This window comes from Alkalibacterium sp. MB6, assembly GCF_009935905.1.
In the GTDB taxonomy this organism is placed as follows: Bacteria; Bacillota; Bacilli; order Lactobacillales; family Carnobacteriaceae_A; genus Alkalibacterium.
The window spans coordinates 61,165-81,863 of the sequence record NZ_PREX01000010.1 but is presented as its reverse complement, the minus strand read 5'-3'; the positions used below and the strand labels follow the sequence as shown (position 1 = coordinate 81,863).

The window sequence follows — 20,699 nt, the reverse complement described above, 5'->3', positions numbered from 1 at the left end:
TAATGCCAGTAAGAACTTACTCAATTTAGTAAGGTAAAAAACAACGGGGAGGGTTCACCCCTTTGAGCTTGGTATATTTAGTCAGCTAGTAAAAGTGACTACGACCCAAGAAGCCCGTCACTTTAGTGATGGGAGGTTCACCGTCAATCGGTTCGATAGGGCCAGCTGGTTCTGATTCTGCATTGGTATTCGTTTGGCAGCCTGTTAAGACGACTGATGCTGCTAGGACAACGATGCTTTTGACGGTATGCTTCATTGGTACTCCTCCTTACGAGAATAGGCAAAGGGTTAATGTATGTAGGTAAAGTTAATTATACCATATTATTAAGAAAGCGTTTTATATTTATTCAAACTATATGCTTACTTTAAGTAAATAATTTGGTATAGTTACTTGTATAGATAAAGGCAAACAGTTATACTTTAAACAAGACTTAAATACAAGTTGAAATTGAGGAGTTAAGGGGAGAGTTTATTGAAAACGATTGATAAAGAAGCCATTTCAAAACAATTTTTAGGTGGCGTTATTATGGATGTCACCACACCTGAACAAGCAAAAATTGCTGAAGAAGCGGGAGCCGTTGCGGTAATGGCGTTGGAACGCATACCAGCAGACATTCGTGCAGCTGGAGGAGTTAGCCGTATGAGTGATCCGGATATGATCAAGTCAATTGTGGAGGCCGTCTCTATTCCAGTCATGGCAAAAGTCCGTATCGGTCATTTTGTTGAGGCACAAATTTTAGAAGCGGTTGGGATTGACTACATTGACGAAAGTGAAGTCTTGTCGCCAGCTGATATGGTGTACCATATTGACAAAACACAATTTAAGACACCCTTCGTCTGCGGTGCTAAAGATTTAGGGGAAGCCTTGAGACGCATCCAAGAAGGAGCCTCAATGATTCGGACAAAAGGTGAAGCAGGAACGGGTGATGTGGTTCAAGCCGTTGGCCATATGCGTATGATTCAATCTGAAATCCGTCGAGTGGTTAGCTTATCTAAAGACGAACTCTATAACACAGCAAAAGAAATGGGCGTGCCTTATGAGTTATTGAAGAGCGTTCATGAGAATGGCAAGTTGCCAGTTGTTAACTTTAGTGCTGGAGGCGTCGCTACACCGGCCGATGCGGCGCTAATGAGACAACTTGGCGCAGAAGGGGTCTTCGTCGGTAGCGGGATTTTCGCTTCAGGCAACCCAGAAAAACGAGCAAAAGCCATTGTTCGAGCGGTTGAGAATTACAATAACCCAAGCGTACTGGCAGAAGTCAGTGAAAACCTTGGCGAAGCGATGGTTGGAATTAACCCAAGTGAAATTGAAACCTTAATGGCTGAACGCGGGCATTAATAAGTGAGCCAGACATACGAATTGTGTATGTCTGGTTTTTACCTTTTCGCTATCGAATAGGAGGACAAAAATGCTTCACTTTAAGCAGAATCAGTTAACCGTTTTTCAAAGTGCCCTTTACAAAACAACGACAGCAATCATTGAAACAGATGAAGCGATTATATTGACTGACCCCAATTGGCTACCTGAAGAAGTCACTCAAATAAAGGCATACATAAACGATCGACTAGGTCATAAACAGCTTTATATTATAGTGACGCACAGTGATTTTGATCACTTAATTGGGCTGGGGGCTTTTCCAAAGGCTAAGATTATTGCTTCTGACTTATTAGCTCATCACGAAAACAAAGACCAGATTGTAAAAGAGATGAATGACTTCGATCAAACCTACTATTTAACTAGAGACTACACTCATCAGTTTCCAAAAGTCGATGAGGTCATAAAAAAAGATGGGCAGCAGCTTCGACTAGGGGACACAAACTTAACCTTTCATTTAGCTCCGGGACACACGAAAGACGGATTATTTACACTAATCGAACCGCATGGGATTTTCCTAGCAGGGGATTACTTGTCAGACGTGGAGTTTCCATTTATAGAAGACAGTTACTCGGCTTATGTCAATACGATGGAAACAGTCGCTACTTTATTAAAGCAGCACTCCATTCACTATCTCGTTCCTGGACATGGTCACGTGGCAGATGACCGTTCAGACATATCTGATAGATTAAAATGGTCCATGCACTATTTAAAGCAGTTGAGAGTGAACCCGGACCAATTAGAAAACGAGTGCCGAAAGAGGTACCCTTTCTTTAAAGCGATGAAAAATAGTCATGTCACCAATATTAAACGAGCAACAAACGAGTTCGATTAAACACCTGGACAGGTTAGATGACTGTTTAGGTGTTTTCTTTTTTTTAGGCTAAATGCCGATGATAAAAAATACAATAATTGTTCACGGATATGAATAATAATCTATTTACTATTGGATTCTCACCGATTATAATTAGCTCTAATCTGTAAATTATTAACATAAACATATGAAAAGAGGTCTATTTATTGAAAAATTTAATGTTGTTTTTTGGTGGTATCGTTTCAATTATTGCTTTATTATCCGGAGTAAAAAACACTATCGCTCCTGAAAATGATGTATCGGGTGGAGCTGACGATAATACGGTTATTGTTTATAACTGGGGAGATTATATCGACCGGGATTTGCTGACGAAGTTTGAGGAAGAAACAGGTTACCATGTGGTTTATGATACGTTTGACTCAAACGAAGCAATGGAAACTAAAATTTCTCAAGGCGGCTCACGCTATGATGTTGTTTTTCCAAGTGGATCCATTATTCCAAAAATGGTAGAAAAAGATTTGCTCGTTCCTTTAGACCATGACCGAATTGTAGGAATGGAGCACATGTCGGACTTTCTAATGGACAGAGCTTTTGATCCTGGAAACCAATATACCCTGCCATATTTCTGGGGTACGGTGGGGATTTTAGTAAACACCACCGAATTACCTGATCACGGTATCAAAAATTGGATTGATTTATGGGATCCTAAATTTGAAAATCAAATCTTCCTTCTTGATGGCGCACGTGAAGGAATGGGTGTGGCCCTTCAATCACTGGGCTTGTCTCTAAATGAAACAAATGCTGACAACTTAAATAGGGCAGCTGATCACTTATATGATTTAACACCCAATATTCAAGCGGTTTTAAATAATGAAATTCGTTCACTTTTAATTCGTGAGCATGCCTTAATCGGTGTGGCTTATTCTGGAGATGCTGCGTGGGTTGCTTCTCAAAATCCAAATGTGGAATACATCTTGCCAGAAGATAACGGCGTCGTATGGACAGATAACTTTGCCATTCCAAGTACGGTTGGGAATATTGATGGCGCTTATGCCTTTATCAACTTTATGCTAGAGTCAGAAAATGCGAAGCAAAATGTGGAGTATGTTGAATATGCGACACCACATGAAGGAGCAAAAGCCTTGCTTCCAACAGAAGTAACGGGCAACGAATCCCTCTATCCCGATCCAGAACTACTGGAAAAAATGGAAGATTATGAGTATTTGGGACAAGAATTAATGAATACCTACAATGAGTTGTTTTTACAAGCAAAAATGGGGCTGCAGCAATGATTATTACCAGTAAACATATCTTTGACACAGAAAGCCGTTCGACCTTTGCTGGCTTTATAAAAATAGAAGAAAACCGAATCACGGAAGTTGGACCGATAAGTGACCTGCCTGAAGGGGAAGACGTGACTGATTATGGAGATGGGCTGATTATCCCAAGTTTTATCGATGCCCATATTCACTTTTTCATATCTGTTTTACTTCATAACAATAAACTCACTCCCGTTACTGGCTTATCAGAAGATGAGGTCGTCAGTCACGTACCCGATTTGCCTATAGTGAATGGGTGGAAAATAGGGATTGGCTGGTATGCCAGCGAGTTCGGTCAACACGTTTATCCGACAAAAGCATCTATTGATGCCATTTGTCCGAACACACCGGTTGTGTTAATCTCTGGTGATGCCCATACGATTTGGCTCAATTCAAAAGCGATGGAAGAGTTAAGCATAACTGAAGCGACTTTGCCAAAAGGAGTAAGTGGGGAAGCCATGACAAGCGATAGTGGCTTGACCGGTGTCTTTACGGAAGCTATTGCCATTCATTATTTAGCGAAAATCTTAGATCCTTTGAAAAGTGATTTTCACAACGAGTTTACAAGCTATGCAAAAGAATTAAACAAAATGGGTGTCACCACCGTTGGGGATCTAGCTTTAACGGGTGAGGCAGAAGATGATTTGGTGTATCCAGAACTTTACGAGACCGTTCAAAACGACACCACTGTTCGAATCGTTTTTTACCCAGCCATGCGTGAGGATACGACAACGATTGAGGACAAAGCATCAAGGTATACGAGCGAAACGTTGACTTTTGGAGGCGTCAAGCAATTCTTCGATGGTGTGACCAGTACCCATACTGCGTTCATGAAAGAGGATTATGCCTTCCCTTATTTTGAAGGGGACAAAGGTGGGCCTTTAATTCCAGAAGAAAAAATGAGGCGTTTTATTTTTGAGGCCAACAAAAAAGGCTGGCCTATGCGCATCCATACCATTGGTGATCAAGCGATTCGGTTAGGATTGGACTATTTTAAGGAGAGCGAACAGAGCCATCCTTTGGAAAAAGGCAAATTTAATGCCCTTGAGCATTTGGAAGTCATGGACTCGACCGATGTGCCTTTGGTTAACCAAGACCAGCTGGTGATTTCAGTGCAACCAAGTCATTTGTTAGTTGGTTGGGAAGCCTTGGACGCAGAAGTCGGACCAGAGCGTGCGAAAGAGATGTTTCCTTTTAAAGACTTTTTAAACGAAGGAGCGACTCTTGGTTTTGGAACGGATTCGCCCGTTGTCGTTGGGGTCACCCCTTTACAGACGCTTTACTATGCCGCGGCACGAAAAGGAACGGACGGGAATCCAGCTGAAGGCTTGATGCCTGAGCAAAAACTTTCTATAGCGGATGCTTTAGTTGCGCATACAAAAGGATCAGCGATGACCCTCAGCCGGACAGACATCGGAACCATTGCTCCTGGCCAATTGGCTGACTTATGCGTATTAGATAACAATATATTAGAACATGATGCTGAGAATTTACTGAAGACTAAGGTCCGTGCTACTTATTTCAACGGTAAATTAACGTATAGCAATTAATAGAAAAGGAAGTCACCAACCACTGCGTTGGTGGCTTTTTTTAAAAAAAGCAAGTGTTTTGCTAATTAGTTGACAATAGCGTTTAAACATTTTATACTGAAGTTGGAATCGGTTCCGATTTCATAAATACAGCAAAAAAACGAGTACTTATAATAAAAATCAACAAGGATTTTAATGAACGATCCGTGGCATTGAGTATGAAAGACAGGTGTCCACGTCAACCAGATGGTATTAAAAAATGCCAAACATAGCTTAGCAATTGAAGGAGGTTGTGATGGGTAATAAAAGCAATCGACGAGTTAAGATTCATTAGTGCTTATGGACAGAACTGGTTCTTTGTCAAATAGTGTTGGTCATAGATTCGAAGAGGAAGGAAGCTAACTAGCTTTTTTCCTCTTTTCTTCTTTTTTTTCTTCCTCAAATGTTAGATGTCGAACAGTGGTTGCGTTCTTGTCAGTCAATTTGAAGCTGATTAGGATACGAGCTCTTAAGTTTTTAAAGTTCCTATAACCATAGCCACTGCGCTTCATAGTCTTAATCTTATTGTTAATCCCTTCTAAATGTCCGTTGGACAATGTATACGTGCAAGAATGAGTAATCGCTTCACTGTATTTTTCAAGAGTTTGCATCGTGGTGCGTATATAGCGTCTAAGCGGCCGTTCTTTGCTTCGTGTAAAGAAACTGAGTGCTATTACCGACAGACAAGCTATATTTTAAATCATTAACGAGCGTATATACCCAATCAAATTGCTCGTCGAAACTTAGAAGGTAGTTGACCATCATTCTCTGGCTCACCATTCCTTCGTATAAACGATGAGTCATGAAGGTATCAAAATTTACTTTCCAACTGTTTTTTAATACAAGTTTCCATTGTTTCTTCAGCTTACGATAATCCTTCGGACGAGAATACCGATGGGTATTCATGACTTCTATTCTTAAACGATTAAGGGATCGATTCAAGTGTTGGACAATATGGAACCGATCAATAATGAGTTTGGCATTAGGAAAACAGGTTTCTATGACCGTCATATAAGGACTGTACATATCAATCGTCACTGTTTTGACTTGTGATCGTAAAGCATAGGAGAACCGCTGGAAATAGGCAATGAGTTCACCCTGTTGGCGATTCTCTATGATGTCCATGACTTCATGGGTTCGCGCGTTAGAAAAGATAAAACTCATGGCACCTGCGGCTTCTTTAACCGATTTGAACTCGTCAAAAGAGAGATGTTCAGGCAAAGACTGATGATTGAGTTCAAGTGTTTCTCCTACCGTTTTCAATACTCTCATAACGGTATGAGAAGACACAGCGACTCTGTCTCCAATAGCTTTCATGGACTGGATTGTCTGAAGCTCAAGAGCGATATGAGTTTTTATCGGATTGGAGATAAAGCAGTGTTTCTGAACGAGAGAAGTCTTAGCTACGAATGTTTGATGACAAGCTTTACACAGAAAGCGTTGCTTCCACAGCTTTAGTCGTGCGGGCTGAAACATAACGGTGCCCAACTTAAGTAGCTACATTTTTTTACCATTCTTGATGACTGTGTGAGCATGATTAACTACACCGCACTTTTCACAGGCCTTAGGCATGTAGGTCAGTGTCGCCTCAAACACTTTGTAAGTAATCTCTTTTATCGTTTCGTCTTCTAAAATATAAGTCTCTGGGTCAAAATGGATGTTTTTGTCTTTAATATTTAATGTTTTTCGTATAATATGAGAGTAGGTCATGTAGATTCTCCTTTATTTGGTTTTGGTCGACTTAAGTATAAGGGAATCTACGGGCCTTTTTCTATTGATACGCAAAAATGGTGTTAGTAAGTTCCGAAGGAACTCACCAACACCATTTATTATAGAACCCTTAATTTTTAGTCCTTAACGTCCATAAACATAAATCCGAGACCATGATCCGCTATAGATACTGAGTTTAAATCTTTTTTGAAAAAGATTTTATCCCCAAGTTCAAAGCTTTTCTTTTGATCATCTAACAAATCTGGCATTATTTGTTTCATTTCTCCAGGGTCAACAGTGTACACCTCAATAAAGTAATCGTTATAGCACACATCTATTTCAATTGTTTTTTTTTCACCTGTTTCCTCCCAACTTTTTAAAGCGCCTTCATGCCGATTGTATACTATTTGTCGACATAAAGAAACATAAATAAAAAAATAATTTTTACATGTTTTTTTGCTCTGAGGTATGTAGGGCAATCCCTACACGAGCGAAGTGAGCCTTAAATTGCCTTTCACCTTTAGTGATAATGACGGTTAAAACGCTTATTGTCATCTTTTTCTGTCGCAAATGTTGCTTATCAACGGGTTTGATTTTTATAAAATGTACTTAAAAGCTTGCGTAGCAAGCTTTCCTTATGTCCTTTATTGTTTTTCAAAATAGCTTATGTAATAAATGTCGATAAAAAAAAGGAGCTGGGAAATAACTAGCCCTAAATAAATAAATCGCTATGATAACGATCAGTTTTCTGATTGTTTCATAGTGATTTTTGTTCTGTGTAAATTTATTCTGAAAAGCTCTCGCTTTTCTTCTTGCCTTGATGGCTAATTTAGTTAAAATCATGCTCATGAGCATGATTCCTATGTCATTATGTACGGCTTGTTTTCCTCTCACATGCACTCTGCGCATGCCAAATACACCCTTCATCCGACCAAAAACAGTCTCCACATCAATCTTACGTTGGGCATAGATGTCTTTTCTAGTTTCGCTTTCGAGGTTTTCTTTAGCTTTATGTTTAAAGTACTCCCAATTATTGTTAACCGCCGTCTGGCGTTGATTACCCTTGGGCGTTTTAGCTAGCTGGTTTAATTGATCGTCCATTTGTTCCGTATCTGCTTTATAAACTTTAAATTGTCTTTGATAATCCTTCTTATCATTTCGAGTACTGTAATGTGAAAAACTAAAACGCACACCGTCTAAATCAGTGTATGAATCTTCCGTTTCGTTATATGTCCAGTTATCACGGTGCTTCGGATTATTTCTGTATTTTTTACTTTGTTCTTTATAGTACATTCCGTATGGAATCAATGGGACTTTTTCAAAATCATCTATCACTGCCTCATAATTCTCTTCGCTCCCGTAACCTGCATCAGCGACAATATACTTAAATAAATCTAGGGTTTGGATAGACTCTAAAAATGGGATTAACGTTCGAGTATCTTTTGGGTTTGGAAAGATATCAAAGTCAATGACGTACTGATTATTAGAAGCAACTTGAACGTTATAGCCAGGTTTTAATTCTCGATTTTTCGTCGGATCTTCTTTCATACACATAAATGTGGCATCAGTATCCGTTTTAGAAAAGCTATTTCTTCCGTCAAATAGCTCTTGGGCTTCTTCATATTTTTGTTTACGCGGTAATAAATCGTTTGAACATTTACTTCGGTGTTTCTTGAGTGTGCGACGACGTCGCTTGTGTTTCGAACCACCCTTAGGGACGACTTTTTCTTCTTCAATCGCTACTTCAACTTCTTGAAGGGCTTCATCTAAGCTTTCAATCATCTTTTCAATGTCTTGTAAACCTTCTAGTTCCTCTTCAGATAAAGCAATAATCACATTGGATTGAAGCAGTTCTTCATACATTTCAGCCATTTTTTTCACGAGATTCGCTTCGTATCGATCAATGGCTTTCTTCCAAGTGAAACTGTAGATATTCGCATCGGCTTGTAGCTTCGTGCCATCAATATACAATGCATCCTTTTGGATTAATCCATTACCACTTAATAATGTCGTAAAAAGAATAAAAGAATATCTAATCAGATTTGACGCATGCTCACTCGAACGGAAAGTGATAATTGTTCTGTAAATAACGGATGTATCACCCGTTAACCATTTCATAGGAATGAACTCTTCATTCATCTGTTCCAATTTTCGACCTGAAAAAGTCGAGCGAGTATAAGCGAAAAGACACATTTTTAATAACATTGCGGGATGAAAAGCAGGACGTCCTGTATGAGAAGTATCTTCCAGAAGGATTTCTGTAGGAATGGAATCAACGAAGCGACCAATTAATCGTACCTCATGATCATTTGGGATAGTAAAATCTAATTATAGTGTTAAAGCGGTCTCCATTGTGGTATAAATTTGGTACATAACGAGCCCCTCCTTAGTTGTTGGTCGTACTTCAATTACAAGGTATCGGGCTAGTTATTTCTCTATATAAAGACTAAAACCACCCATTTATTTTCCAAAAATAAATGGGTGGTTTTTAATATTGAGACTGAGTTTATTCCCAGCCCCGACTACTTTTATTTTTCTTTAACAACATCTGCAAAATCGATGTCTATGAATTTTTCCAACTCGTATGCATTCATCTCAACTGACACGCCTACTTTGCCAGCACTAAAAATAATGGTGTCATACAGTTCTGCTGTTTCGTTAACAACTGTCTTAAAATCAGATTTCATACCGATAGGGGAACAGCCACCGTGAACGTACCCTGTCAAAGGCAACAATTCTTTTTCTTTAATCATGGCGATACTCTTTTCACTAACCGCACGAGCGGCCTTTTTCAAATCAAGTGCCGTATTTACTGGAATCACGTAGACATAATGAGCGCCAGATCTACCCACAGTGACGAGCGTCTTAAATTGCTGATCAGGATCGTTTCCCATCTTCTCTGCAATATCCACGCCCGTATCCACATTTTCTCCAAAATAATGGTGTTCCTCGTAGGCAATGCCTTGCTGTTCCAACAAGCGCATCACATTCGTTTTCTTCACTTTACTCATGTCAACGGACCTCTTTCTCTACTCGCGATTCCTACTTCCTATTATGGCAAATGTAAAACGGTGAGTCAAAAGGAAAGAAAGTGAAACGACGACGCTATTTTCTGAAAAACTACTACTATAGAAAACAGTGAAGGAGAAACACATGACTAAAAAACGGTATGCCTTACTTAGTGTATCTGATAAAACAAATCTAGAAAAAGTTGCGAAAACCATAGTAGATAGAGGATTCACCTTGCTGTCGACTGGCGGAACCTATGATTATTTAAAACAGTTCAAGTTTCCTGTGACCACCATTGAATCGTACACAGGCTTTCCAGAAATGATGGATGGGCGAGTGAAAACCTTGCATCCAAAAGTCCACGGGGGCCTCCTTTCAAAAGTAGAAAATGACACCCATTTAAAACAGATGGCTGAAATAGGGATCAACGCTATAGATGTTCTTATCGTCAACCTTTACCCTTTTAAAGAAACACTAGCTAGAAAAATGTCTCATTAAACGAAGCAATTGAGCAAATTGATATTGGTGGACCAGCTATGTTAAGAAGTGCGGCCAAGAATTTTAACCGAGTGTCTGTTGTCACCGATCCAAAAGACTACCCCGCATTTATTGAGCAAATGGAAGAGAACGGGAAGCCATGACTGATCGTAAACCCATGACCAAAGAATTGAAGGCGATGGCCTTTTTAATGACTATTGCCAAACATGTCAAAAGTAACGCCATTGTCGTAGGTAATGACTATATGACCTTTTGCATTGGGGCAGGTCAAATGAATAGGGTAGGGGCTGCGGAGATTGCCTTGAAGCAAGCGAAACAGAATAAAGAGAAACATTCCGACGTATTCGTTATGGCAAGTGATGCCTTTTTACCGATGGACGACACCGTTAAACTGGCTCAAACCTTTGGTATAACAGCGATTATACAACCGGGTGGCTCCATTCGAGATAAAGACTCGGTAGCCGTATGCAATGCTTATAACCTGGCAATGGTTAAAACGGGAATCCGCCACTTTAGACATTAATAGCAAGCAAAAAAAGGAAGCTAATGGAGTCAATCCAGTAGCTTCCTTATTTATACATTTCATTTAAATATTAACGGTTGTCATGATTACGCTCCGTCGTCCGAATCCGTATCGGTATCGGTATCGGTTTCTTCGTCAGTATCGGTATCAGTGTCGCCAGAATCGCCATTGGTATCAGTATCTCCAGCATCCTCATCACCTTCCTCTATATTTACGTCAACATCGTCACCTTCATCAATAATGGTTTCTTCATTTGGTTCATTGTCTAACGTATCCGTTGTATCATTAAAGAAAAAGAACCACACGGCAAAAATAACCAATCCAACTATCAATAAGCCAATAATGACGCCGCCTAATACCCCTAGGCCACCTCTATCGTCTCGTCTATCGCCTCTGTTGTCAACTGGATCTCTATCATTGCGTTCATTCGGATGTTGTGCCATACTATCTCCTCCAAGTGTTTAGTATAAATATAACCTACCAATAGTAAAAAAGCGATGTACATTAATATGCTCACTAGTTAATAAATATAAATAATTAACCCGCTTTTAGCAAAAATGACTGGATAAACACCTTAATCAGTGAGGATGATGTAATCTAAGGAATTTTGCACCAGTTCTACCTAACAATGGAAAAACTAAAACAAAAACTTAACACTTGACATAAAGTAAGTAAAACGATACAATTATCTCGAATTCGAAACAATGGCGACTTAATCACATTTTTAGGGGGACTATATAATGAAACAATTAAAAGGCATACACCACGTCACAGCTATTACAAGCAGTGCTGAAAAGAATTATGAGTTTTTCACTTATACATTAGGAATGAGATTGGTCAAGAAGACAGTCAACCAAGATGATATTCAAACCTATCATTTATTCTTTGCAGATGATAAAGGAAGTGCGGGGACCGACATGACGTTCTTCGATTTTCCAGGTATTCAAAAAGGGCAACACGGTAATGACGAAATCTCCAGAACCTCATTCCGTATCCCATCTGACGAAGCTTTAGACTATTGGGTCAAACGATTTGATCGTTTAAACGTAAAGCACTCAGGAATCAAAGAACAGTTCGGGAAAAAAGTCTTACCTTTTGTTGACTTCGATAATCAGCAATATCAACTGGTTTCTGATGAACATAATACAGGAGTAGAATCGGGCACACCTTGGAAAGACGGACCGATTCCGCTAGAGTACGCCATTACCGGTTTAGGACCGATCGTGTTCACTTACAGTAACTTTGAGTATATTAAAGCGGTTCTAGAGCAAGTGTATGAGTTTAATGAAATTGATAGTGAAGGGGACGTTCATCTCTTTGAAATGGGAGAAGGTGGAAATGGTGCCCAAGTGATTGTGGAGTACAACACAGTATTGCCTCCTCATAAACAAGGATTCGGTACAGTTCACCACGTTGCCTTCCGAGTGGACGATAAGCAAGATTTAGATAACTGGACTCAACGCTATCAAACATTCAATCTAGCTAACTCTGGATTCGTTGAGCGTTTTTACTTCCAGTCATTATATGGAAGAATCACGCCAGGGATACTCATTGAGTTGGCAACAGATGGACCAGGATTTATGGAAGATGAACCTTATGAAACATTAGGTGAGAAACTATCTCTGCCGCCATTTTTGGAAAGCGAAAGAGGCAGCATCGAGAGCCAAGTTCGCCACGTCGATACCGTTAGAAGCACCAAAATGTTTGAAAAAGAATACAATTAATTAGAGAAAGAGTCAGCCTCGGCTGACTCTTTTTTATGAATCGTTAAATTAATATCTAGGGAAAGGACACTACTCAAATAGGTATAGTAGAGAGGAGAAGTGATTCAAGCTATCGCGTCTCCGTTAGATAGATAATCCGTTAAGAATAAAAGGCATTAACTCGTCGATGTAATCTTCAGGTGCTTCCTCAGTAGGCATGCTCTTGTAATCCATACTCATACCCAATACAGAATGAGTCAACAAGGAAGCTAGACGCGGAAGAAGATTATCTTTTGCTGAAATCCCTTCTTCGACAAGGGCTTTTTGGAAGATGCGGCTTAATTCAATCTCAATAATCGAATCGACTGTTTCGATTTCTTCCTGGCTAGAGCATTGTTTTTCGGAAGATTGGAAAAAAGCAACCAGTGATAAAAAGACTTGTTTAATCGTCGCTTCGATACTCAAGCTATGACTTTTACTGGAGCAATTTAAATTTAAAGATAGTGTTTCAGCAACGACTTGTTCAAGCAAATCGTACTTATCTAAAAAATGATTATAAAAAGTCGCTCGATTGATCATGGCTTCTTCAGTTATATCCTTAACACTGATGTCATGAAAAGGTTGTTTATTTGATAAAGCAATGAAGGAATCAATAATCATTTTTCGAGTTCTTAAGACGCGGGGATCAGTTTTTACTTGTTCCATGACAAACTCCTTTTCATTAATAGATAATAGACAGTTTCATAAATCTGTTGTTTAAGTAACACTTTTACTATACTGTTGGTTTCATTTATAGTCAACCTGATATACAATAATAAATGTAGTCAGCTTACTAAAAGTTAGCGAATAGACATAATTACAAATCAGGGGGAACGAAACAATGGTAAAAATCGGTATTATAACAGGAAGCACACGTGACGCACGAATCAACTCTCAGGTAGCAGAGTATGTTTTACAAAAAGCTCAAAGCATGAACGTGGCAGACGCAGAATTTGAAATCGTTGATATTAAAGATTTCGATCTGCCAATGTTTAACGAAATGATGCCCCCAGCAATGGCTAACAAAGAATATAGTCTAGATGAAAACAATCGTTGGTCTGAAACAATTGATGGCTTAGACGGCTTCATCTTTGTCACACCAGAATACAACAAAGCTATTTCACCAGCACTTAAAAACGCGATTGACTACCTTGGAGCAGAGTGGTCAAACAAAGCAGCAGGAATTGTTGGATATGGTTCTACTTTAGGCGTTGCTGCAACACTAAACTTGCGTACAATTTTATCTAACACAAACGTTGCAACAGTCGGACCATTCGGCGCATTCAGCCTCTTCACTGACTTTGAAGAAATGAGCAGCTTCCGTCCAGCAGAAGTACACAATGCAACAATTCAAGCAGTAATCGAAACAACAGTTAACTGGTCTAAAGGCCTAAAATCTGTTCGTGGATAATTAATTGTAAATAGACCAGTCTTTTTGTAGAGTGTATGCTCTAAAAAGACTGGTCTTTTTTTTGTAACAAGTTAAAATGAAAAACTCTAACTTATTTGGGTCGCCCCACCCGTATTGAGACAACTTAAAACGAAAAAAGCAAACGAACTTGTGACCAAACCCGTATTGATACAAGTTAAAACGAAAATTCCAAACGAACTTGTCACATGAACGGCTTCTCCGAGTCAAAGCATCTTTTAAAGAGGGCCTAACACCGGCGACCAACATATGATAAGATAAAGAAACAGATTGAGGAATTGAAGGTGCGAGAGATGAAAGATAAATTAACAAAAGCGATGCTTATAGTTTTGGGAGTCAGTCTAGTACTCATAGTATCCGGGTTTATTCTATGGTCAAATGATGGAGAATCAGCTTCGACTATCGGAAAAACGCTCCAGGATGCAGGCTTCTGGCTATTTACAGGCTCATTAATATTTTTAATGGTTATGCAACTAGTCAATCGATTTAAAAAATAACCATGACGCTAGTTTACAGTTACCTTACAAAGTTAAAATTGTGTTCGATTCCATTTCATTCTTCACTCATATTAGGTACACTAGGACTAAGCTAAAGAAGAAGGAGTGATGTAAATGAAGCAAACAGTGTACACCAACTATTGGCAAAATCGTTTGACAAAGCAGAAGAAGGAACATGGTAGCTATAAAACCGAGGAAGAAGCGATTAAAGGTATTGAAGCCTGGTGGGAACTCCATAAGGGAGATTATTCTGACGTCGAATACCGCAGAACCAATTCAGGTGCATTGGAAATCATTTACAACGGCGATGACTATGTTTACCGTATTGAAAAACAAAAAACAGATAGCCCCCTTCCCAGTCGCAGTTATACACTGAAAAAGCCAGGAGAAATAGAAGCTCTGCGTTCAAAATACCAGCTCCATGACGAAGCCTTTCTGTTTGACGAATTAGCTGAACCTTACCGTGATCGGCTCGTATTAACGATGGCCGACAGTAAAAAAGTACGAGAATTCATTTACGATGAAAATGGCTGTCCTATACAAAAATTGGAAGAAATCAAAGCCACTGCTCAAAGTAGAATGCGTTAGAAACCAACTAATTTAAATGAATGCCAGCTCCCGATTAAGGTAGGATACTTTGTCGGGAGTTTTTCTTTTGTTAAGCTAACTAAAAGAGAATGAATAAACATATCCAAAGCATTCACGCTTTATAAGTGATAAAATTCTCATAATCAAACAGTTGGATATTAGTATCATATAAGTTAAACTTAAGTTAAACGCTTACAAATGAATAGAGGAGGACGAGCCATGCCAACAGTTGCTGTTGCAGGTGGATCTAGATCAGACATTTTAGAGCTAGTCCGTCACAGTCGGGTAGAAGGCAATGAAGACCTGACGTTTAAAGTGTTTGATGTGGACCCTAATATAGATACAGAAGGACTTTGGGAGTACACCCCATGTGAAAATGAAGGAGATATGGTTTACCAAACGGTTAAATGTGTAGCTGACGGTAAAGCAGATATCCTACTCAAAGGCGGTGTGCAAACCCACGCTCTACTTAAAGAAGTTTTAAAAAAAGAACACGGTTTGAGAAACCAAGACTTGCTTTCACATGTCGTGCTTGTCGACTTGCCGCAACTCAAGCGGCCTATATTACTGACAGACTCCGGAATGAACATTGCACCAACCATTGACCAGCTGGAAGTCATTATTGAAAATGCCATTGAAACGAGCAAGAGAATCGGATTAACGAAGCCCAAAGTCGCATTGTTAAGCGCAGCTGAAAATCTTAATCCAAAAATGTCGTCATCAGTCATGGCAAATGAGTTAACGGAGCGCTTTTCAACTAATTCTAACGCAACGGTTTATGGCCCGTTATCACTAGATTTATCTTTATCAAAAGAAGCTGTTAAAAGCAAACGATTTGAAGGACCGATTCAAGGCGATGCGGATATACTCGTTGTCCCTGGTATCGATGCGGGAAACGTCTTATATAAATCCTTTGTCTTGTTCGGCGGAGCGAGAATGGGCGGGAGTATTGTTGGAGCAAAGGTTCCAATTGTCTTGACCTCAAGAAGTGATCAAGTGAAAAGTAAGCTTTATGGGCTGGAGTTTGCCTTGATGCAATTAAAAAAATAATCGAAAATGCATACTTATTTAGTTGGAGGTTCTAATGAAAGATATTATATTAGTTGTTAATCCAGGTTCCACCTCAACAAAAGTGGCTCTTTTTGATGAAACAAACTTAGTGGCCGTTGATACCATTCGGCATTCAATAAAAGAATTAGCACCATTCGATCGCATCATTGATCAAAAAGATTTTCGAACAGAATTGACGTTAAACTTTATGGCTGAACATGACTATGCTCCGACAGATTTGTTGGCAGTCGTCGGGAGGGGCGGCTTGTTAAAACCCATTCCCGGCGGCACTTATTTAGTCGAAGAAGAAATGCTGACTGATTTAAGAGAGGAAAAATACAATACCCATGCGTCGAATTTAGGTGCCATCATTGCAAAAGAAATCGCGGACTCGGCTGGTGTTCAAGCCTACATTGTTGACCCGGTGGTGGTGGATGAAATGGAAGCCATCGCAAAAATTTCTGGTTTAAAAGGGATTCACAGGCGCAGTGTCAGTCATGCATTGAATCAAAAAGCAGTCGCAAGAAGACTCCTGAACGAGGCCAATAAGCAGTATGAAGAAAGCAACGTTATCGTTGTGCATTTAGGTGGCGGGACGAGTATCGGTGCTCACCGTAAAGGGAAAATGGTCGATGTCGTTAATGGACTAGACGGAGAAGGACCGTTTACTCCAGAGAGAACCGGTCAGTTACCCTTATATGATTTTGCCAAAAAACTAGTAGAAGAAAATCTCTCTTTAAAACAAGTCAAAACGTTACTTGCTGGAAAAGGTGGCTTAGCTTCTTACTTAAACGAAATTGATATCAGACAAATTGTTAAACGAATCGAAGATGGAGACAGAGAAGCTGAACTTTATTTAAAAGCCATGAGCTATCAAATCGGTAAAGCCGTAGGAGAAATGGCTGCTGTTTTGAAAGGTCAGGTAGATTCCATTATTTTAACTGGTGGGGCGGCACATTCTACTTACTTGGTAAAAGAGATTCAGTCTTATAGTGACTGGATTGCTCCGGTAGCTGTTTACCCTGGTGAAAGAGAAATGGAAGCCTTATATGAAGGCGTGATGCGTGTATTAAATGGAGAAGAACAAGCTAAGCGATACAACGAGGTTTAATAGAAAACGAATAAGTGAGGGATACGATGGCTATTGAAACAGATGTACTCATATTAGGCGGAGGAACCGGAGGATACGTGGCAGCGATCCGCGCCGCCCAACAAGGCATGGACGTCACCTTAGTTGAAAAAGACAAACTCGGTGGCACGTGCCTTCACCGCGGGTGTATCCCGACAAAAGCGTTACTGAGAAGTGCCGAAGTTATGGATACATTAAAAGAAGCTGACACATTCGGACTGGAACTATCGGGTGACGTCACAATTAATTACAAAAAAATAAAAGAGAGACAACAAGCGATTGTCGACCAGCTTCACCAAGGTGTTCAAGGCTTAGTTAAAAAGAACAAAATCAGACTCATCGAAGGAAAAGGGGCTGTTTTAGGACCCTCTATATTCTCTCCTGTATCAGGCGCTGTTGCCGTTACGTATAATGAAGAAGGTAAGGAAGAAGACATTTTTGTTCCTAAAAAGCTCATCATTGCGACAGGATCAAGTCCGCATAGTCTGGCTCATTTACCACTGGACGAGACGCATATCTTGTCATCTGACGGAATGTTAACCCTGGAAGACTTGCCAAAAACGATCGCCATTATTGGAGGCGGCGTTATTGGTGTGGAGTGGGCCTCTTTATTAAATAGCCTCGGGGTAGAGGTCACGATTTACGAAGCCTTAGACCGTTTGGTTGCGAACGAAAGCCAACGCATATCAAAAGAACTGAAAAAGCAACTCAACAAACGCGGTATTAAAATAGAATTAAAGCAAATCGTTGAAGGCGCAACGGTTCAAGATAATGGAGTCGACCTTAACATTAAAGGCCAAAATAATCCTGTAACCGTTGATAAAGTCATGGTCGCCATTGGGCGCAAACCGAATGTAGAAGGCTTAGGTCTGCAAAACACATCGGTTAAATACAGTGCAAAAGGAATTCATGTCAACGAGCATTATCAAACAACGGAAGGTCATATTTATGCGATTGGAGACTGTATAGACACCTTGCAGTTGGCTCACGTCGCGATGAAAGAAGGCGAATTGGCAGTGGATCACATAATTCATGACTCAAGCGACACACTGAATTATGTTAATGTACCCAGATGTATTTACACCTCGCCAGAAGTCGCTAGTGTGGGTTATACAAAAGAAACCCTTCCAAAAGGCAAAAACGTTACCACAGGAACGTTCTCTTTCGCTTCAAATGGAAAAGCACTGATCCATGGAGGCGGAGATGGCTTCGTTGAAGTGATTAAAGACAAAGACACAGAGGACTTACTTGGTGTATCGATTATTGGACCGCACGCAACGGATTTAATTTCAGAAGTCAGCACAGCCATATACCTCGATGCCACCCCACTTGAATTAGGAGAAGCGATTCACCCGCATCCTACACTATCAGAAGCGATTCAAGAAGCAGCACTGGATACAGAAAACATGGCGATTCACAAATAAAGACGAGAAAGTGAGTGAGCAGAGTGAAACAACTTAAGGAATCGGGTTTAAATAAGGAACAGATTATTGAAGCGTATAAACATGTCTTAAGAGGACGTCGACTAGATGAACGACTATGGCAATTGACGCGTATTGGAAAAACGTCCTTTAATATTTCTGGACAAGGACATGAGGTAGGTCAAGTGGCTAAGGCACTGGCATTTGAACCTGAAAAAGATTATTTTCTCCCTTATTACCGGGACATGACCGCGTGTTTGGTGTGGGGAATGACGTCTAAGGACATCTTAATGGGTTCTTTGGCAAAAGAAGATGACCCCTCTTCTCATGGCCGCCAAATGCCGAACCATTATGGATCGAAAGAACACAATATCGTCTCGCACTCCTCAACGGTCAGCACGCAGTTTCCTTTGGCAACAGGAGTGGCTTATGGTGCTCAACTGGGCAAAAAAGATTATGTGACCTTGACGACGACAGGCGAAGGATCAGCCAACCAAGGTGAAGTGCAAGAAGCCATGAACTTTGCTGGAGTGAAAAAACTTCCTCTCATTTTTGTCGTTGAAAATAACGGGTATGCCATATCAGTTGGTATTAAAGAGCAATACGCTAATGAAACAATGGCAGAACGTGGTCCAGCCTATGGTTTCCCAGGTCACCGAGTAGACGGAAATGACTTTACTGAAACTTATTTAACCTTTAAAAAAGTGGTAGACGATGCAAGGAATGGAAAAGGTCCAGCATTAGTCGAACTGATGGTGTCACGTCTGACCTCTCACTCAGCCGATGACGACCATACCATTTACCGGTCTAAAGAAGAATTAGAAGACATGAAGCAAAAAGATGGTTTGTTGCTATTTGAAAAACAACTCATTGAAGAAGGGTATTTAACTAGAGATGAGATGACTGCCATCGACAAGGAACTGAAAGCAGAAATCAACAAAGCAACCGATGAAGCAGAAGCGATGCCTGATCCAACAGCTGATACCATTTCAGATCAAGTGTATGCAGACTAAGGCACAGGGAAGGATGAATGACTTAAATGACGATGATGACATATTTAGAAGCCATTAATAAAGGCATCGAAGAAGAAATGACCCGCGACGAAAAAGTCGTGATATTTGGAGAAGACGTGGGAGGAGTGAAAGGCGGCGTATTCGGAGTAACAAAAGGATTAGCTGAAAAATTTGGGGACGACCGCTGCTTTAATACTCCGCTAACTGAAGGTCAAATCGGTGGCTTAGCTGTTGGTTTAGGTGTGGTTGGGTACAGAGCCATAGGCGAATTTCAGTTTGCCGACTACATTTTACCTGCTGTGAACCAACTCATTTCAGAAGCCTCGCGCATGCGTTACCGGACAAAAGGTGATTGGACAGCACCTATCGTTTACCGAACGCCTTACGGTGGCGGTGTAAGAGGAGGCTTATACCACTCTCAATCCACAGAAAAAATATTGTTTGGACAACCTGGTCTGCGTATTGTGACGCCTTCTTCGCCTTATGATGCCAAAGGGTTAATTAAAGCGGCAATTCGTTCGGACGATCCTGTCTTATTTTACGAACACAAACGCCTCTACCGTTTACTCAAAGCCGATGTCCCAGAAGAGGATTACGTGGTGCCTTTAGATAAGGCCAATGTCGTTCGCCAAGGAGACGATATCACAGTCATTGGCTACGGAATGGTTTTAAACCACGCATTGAAAGCCGCTGAACAATTAAGCAAAGAAGGCATTGAAGCCGAGGTAGTGGACGTGAGGTCTTTGTACCCATTAGATAAAGAAACCTTGGTTGAAGCGGCTAAGAAAACGGGTAAAGTCTTACTAGTTACAGAAGACAACAAAGAAGGCAGCATTATGAGTGAAATTGCAGCAATTATTGCAGAAGAAGCATTGTTCTATTTAGACTCACCAATCAAACGCTTGGCAGGTCCCGATTCGCCAAGTATGCCTTATGCCATATCTTTGGAAAGAGAATTTTTAGTCGATGAAGAAAAAGTGTTGAACGCTATGCGTGAATTGGCGGAATTTTAAA

Annotated in this window: 21 protein-coding genes and 1 pseudogene; 14 read left to right on the top strand and 8 right to left on the bottom strand. The window is 40.2% G+C overall.

Annotation, left to right across the window (positions count from 1 at the left end):
* Positions 1-85: 85 nt before the first annotated feature.
* Positions 86-256 carry a hypothetical protein gene (locus C3945_RS05615; RefSeq protein WP_161878710.1) on the bottom strand — a complete coding sequence of 57 codons (171 nt, stop codon included), beginning with the start codon at positions 254-256 and terminating at the stop codon, positions 86-88.
* Positions 257-472: 216 nt separating this feature from the next.
* On the opposite strand from C3945_RS05615, the gene pdxS reads away from it, so the two are divergent.
* From pdxS to C3945_RS05595, 4 genes are all read left to right on the top strand, one after another.
* Positions 473-1,339, top strand: a complete 867-nt coding sequence (pdxS, locus tag C3945_RS05610) for a pyridoxal 5'-phosphate synthase lyase subunit PdxS (protein WP_202623303.1) — start codon at positions 473-475, stop codon at positions 1,337-1,339.
* Positions 1,340-1,409: 70 nt separating this feature from the next.
* Entirely contained in the window at positions 1,410-2,210 is an 801-nt protein-coding gene (locus C3945_RS05605) for an MBL fold metallo-hydrolase (protein WP_161878709.1), read from the top strand.
* Positions 2,211-2,395: 185 nt separating this feature from the next.
* Positions 2,396-3,481 (top strand): ABC transporter substrate-binding protein, encoded by a 1,086-nt coding sequence (locus C3945_RS05600; protein WP_161878708.1) that lies wholly within the window; start codon positions 2,396-2,398, stop codon positions 3,479-3,481.
* Positions 3,478-5,058 carry an amidohydrolase gene (locus C3945_RS05595; protein WP_161878707.1) on the top strand — a complete coding sequence of 527 codons (1,581 nt, stop codon included), beginning with the start codon at positions 3,478-3,480 and terminating at the stop codon, positions 5,056-5,058. Before C3945_RS05600 ends, C3945_RS05595 begins: the two co-directional genes overlap by 4 nt.
* 377 nt (positions 5,059-5,435) lie before the next feature.
* Here the strand turns inward: C3945_RS05595 and C3945_RS12125 are convergent, their stop codons facing one another.
* The 5 genes from C3945_RS12125 to ybaK all read right to left on the bottom strand — a co-directional run bounded on the left by C3945_RS12125 (position 5,436) and on the right by ybaK (position 9,797).
* Complete coding sequence (locus tag C3945_RS12125) at positions 5,436-5,687, bottom strand: transposase (protein ID WP_161878706.1); 252 nt, start codon at positions 5,685-5,687, stop codon at positions 5,436-5,438.
* A 19-nt stretch (positions 5,688-5,706) separates the two neighbouring features.
* Positions 5,707-6,552, bottom strand: coding sequence for an ISL3 family transposase (locus C3945_RS05585; protein ID WP_161878705.1), 846 nt, complete (start codon positions 6,550-6,552; stop codon positions 5,707-5,709).
* A gap of 21 nt (positions 6,553-6,573) precedes the next feature.
* Positions 6,574-6,786 (bottom strand): hypothetical protein, encoded by a 213-nt coding sequence (locus C3945_RS05580; RefSeq protein ID WP_161878704.1) that lies wholly within the window; start codon positions 6,784-6,786, stop codon positions 6,574-6,576.
* Positions 6,787-7,440: 654 nt separating this feature from the next.
* Complete coding sequence (locus tag C3945_RS05575) at positions 7,441-9,102, bottom strand: IS1182 family transposase (RefSeq protein WP_237585490.1); 1,662 nt, start codon at positions 9,100-9,102, stop codon at positions 7,441-7,443.
* A 212-nt stretch (positions 9,103-9,314) separates the two neighbouring features.
* Positions 9,315-9,797, bottom strand: coding sequence for a Cys-tRNA(Pro) deacylase (gene ybaK / locus C3945_RS05570; RefSeq protein WP_161878703.1), 483 nt, complete (start codon positions 9,795-9,797; stop codon positions 9,315-9,317).
* Between the two features lie 142 nt (positions 9,798-9,939).
* Here ybaK and C3945_RS05565 point away from each other — a divergent pair.
* Positions 9,940-10,816: pseudogene (locus tag C3945_RS05565) on the top strand (hypothetical protein).
* An 86-nt stretch (positions 10,817-10,902) separates the two neighbouring features.
* Here the strand turns inward: C3945_RS05565 and C3945_RS11830 are convergent.
* A complete protein-coding gene (locus C3945_RS11830) occupies positions 10,903-11,259 on the bottom strand; it encodes a hypothetical protein (RefSeq protein WP_202623302.1) in 357 nt (118 codons plus the stop codon).
* A gap of 294 nt (positions 11,260-11,553) precedes the next feature.
* Between C3945_RS11830 and C3945_RS05560 the strand changes: the two genes are divergently transcribed.
* The gene (locus C3945_RS05560; protein WP_202623305.1) at positions 11,554-12,540 is read left to right on the top strand and encodes a VOC family protein; all 987 of its coding nucleotides are present in this window, start codon (positions 11,554-11,556) and stop codon (positions 12,538-12,540) included.
* A 123-nt stretch (positions 12,541-12,663) separates the two neighbouring features.
* Here C3945_RS05560 and C3945_RS05555 read toward each other — a convergent pair whose 3' ends face one another.
* Positions 12,664-13,224, bottom strand: a complete 561-nt coding sequence (locus C3945_RS05555; RefSeq protein WP_161878701.1) for a TetR/AcrR family transcriptional regulator — start codon at positions 13,222-13,224, stop codon at positions 12,664-12,666.
* Between the two features lie 175 nt (positions 13,225-13,399).
* On the opposite strand from C3945_RS05555, the gene C3945_RS05550 reads away from it, so the two are divergent.
* From C3945_RS05550 to C3945_RS05515, 8 genes are all read left to right on the top strand, one after another.
* Complete coding sequence (locus C3945_RS05550; RefSeq protein ID WP_161878700.1) at positions 13,400-13,969, top strand: NADPH-dependent FMN reductase; 570 nt, start codon at positions 13,400-13,402, stop codon at positions 13,967-13,969.
* Positions 13,970-14,280: 311 nt separating this feature from the next.
* Complete coding sequence (locus tag C3945_RS05545; RefSeq protein WP_161878699.1) at positions 14,281-14,484, top strand: hypothetical protein; 204 nt, start codon at positions 14,281-14,283, stop codon at positions 14,482-14,484.
* 114 nt (positions 14,485-14,598) lie between these two features.
* Positions 14,599-15,072: a hypothetical protein gene (locus C3945_RS05540; RefSeq protein ID WP_161878698.1), complete on the top strand. Its 474-nt coding sequence runs from the start codon at positions 14,599-14,601 to the stop codon at positions 15,070-15,072.
* A 219-nt stretch (positions 15,073-15,291) separates the two neighbouring features.
* Positions 15,292-16,122, top strand: a complete 831-nt coding sequence (locus C3945_RS05535) for a phosphate acyltransferase (protein ID WP_161878697.1) — start codon at positions 15,292-15,294, stop codon at positions 16,120-16,122.
* A 34-nt stretch (positions 16,123-16,156) separates the two neighbouring features.
* The gene (gene buk / locus C3945_RS05530; protein ID WP_161878696.1) at positions 16,157-17,233 is read left to right on the top strand and encodes a butyrate kinase; all 1,077 of its coding nucleotides are present in this window, start codon (positions 16,157-16,159) and stop codon (positions 17,231-17,233) included.
* A gap of 26 nt (positions 17,234-17,259) precedes the next feature.
* Positions 17,260-18,675, top strand: a complete 1,416-nt coding sequence (gene lpdA / locus C3945_RS05525) for a dihydrolipoyl dehydrogenase (protein ID WP_161878695.1) — start codon at positions 17,260-17,262, stop codon at positions 18,673-18,675.
* 23 nt (positions 18,676-18,698) lie between these two features.
* On the top strand, positions 18,699-19,685 hold the full coding sequence (locus tag C3945_RS05520; RefSeq protein ID WP_161878694.1) for a thiamine pyrophosphate-dependent dehydrogenase E1 component subunit alpha: 987 nt from the start codon (positions 18,699-18,701) through the stop codon (positions 19,683-19,685).
* A 26-nt stretch (positions 19,686-19,711) separates the two neighbouring features.
* Positions 19,712-20,698, top strand: coding sequence for an alpha-ketoacid dehydrogenase subunit beta (locus C3945_RS05515; RefSeq protein ID WP_161878693.1), 987 nt, complete (start codon positions 19,712-19,714; stop codon positions 20,696-20,698).
* Position 20,699: the final 1 nt, after the last annotated feature.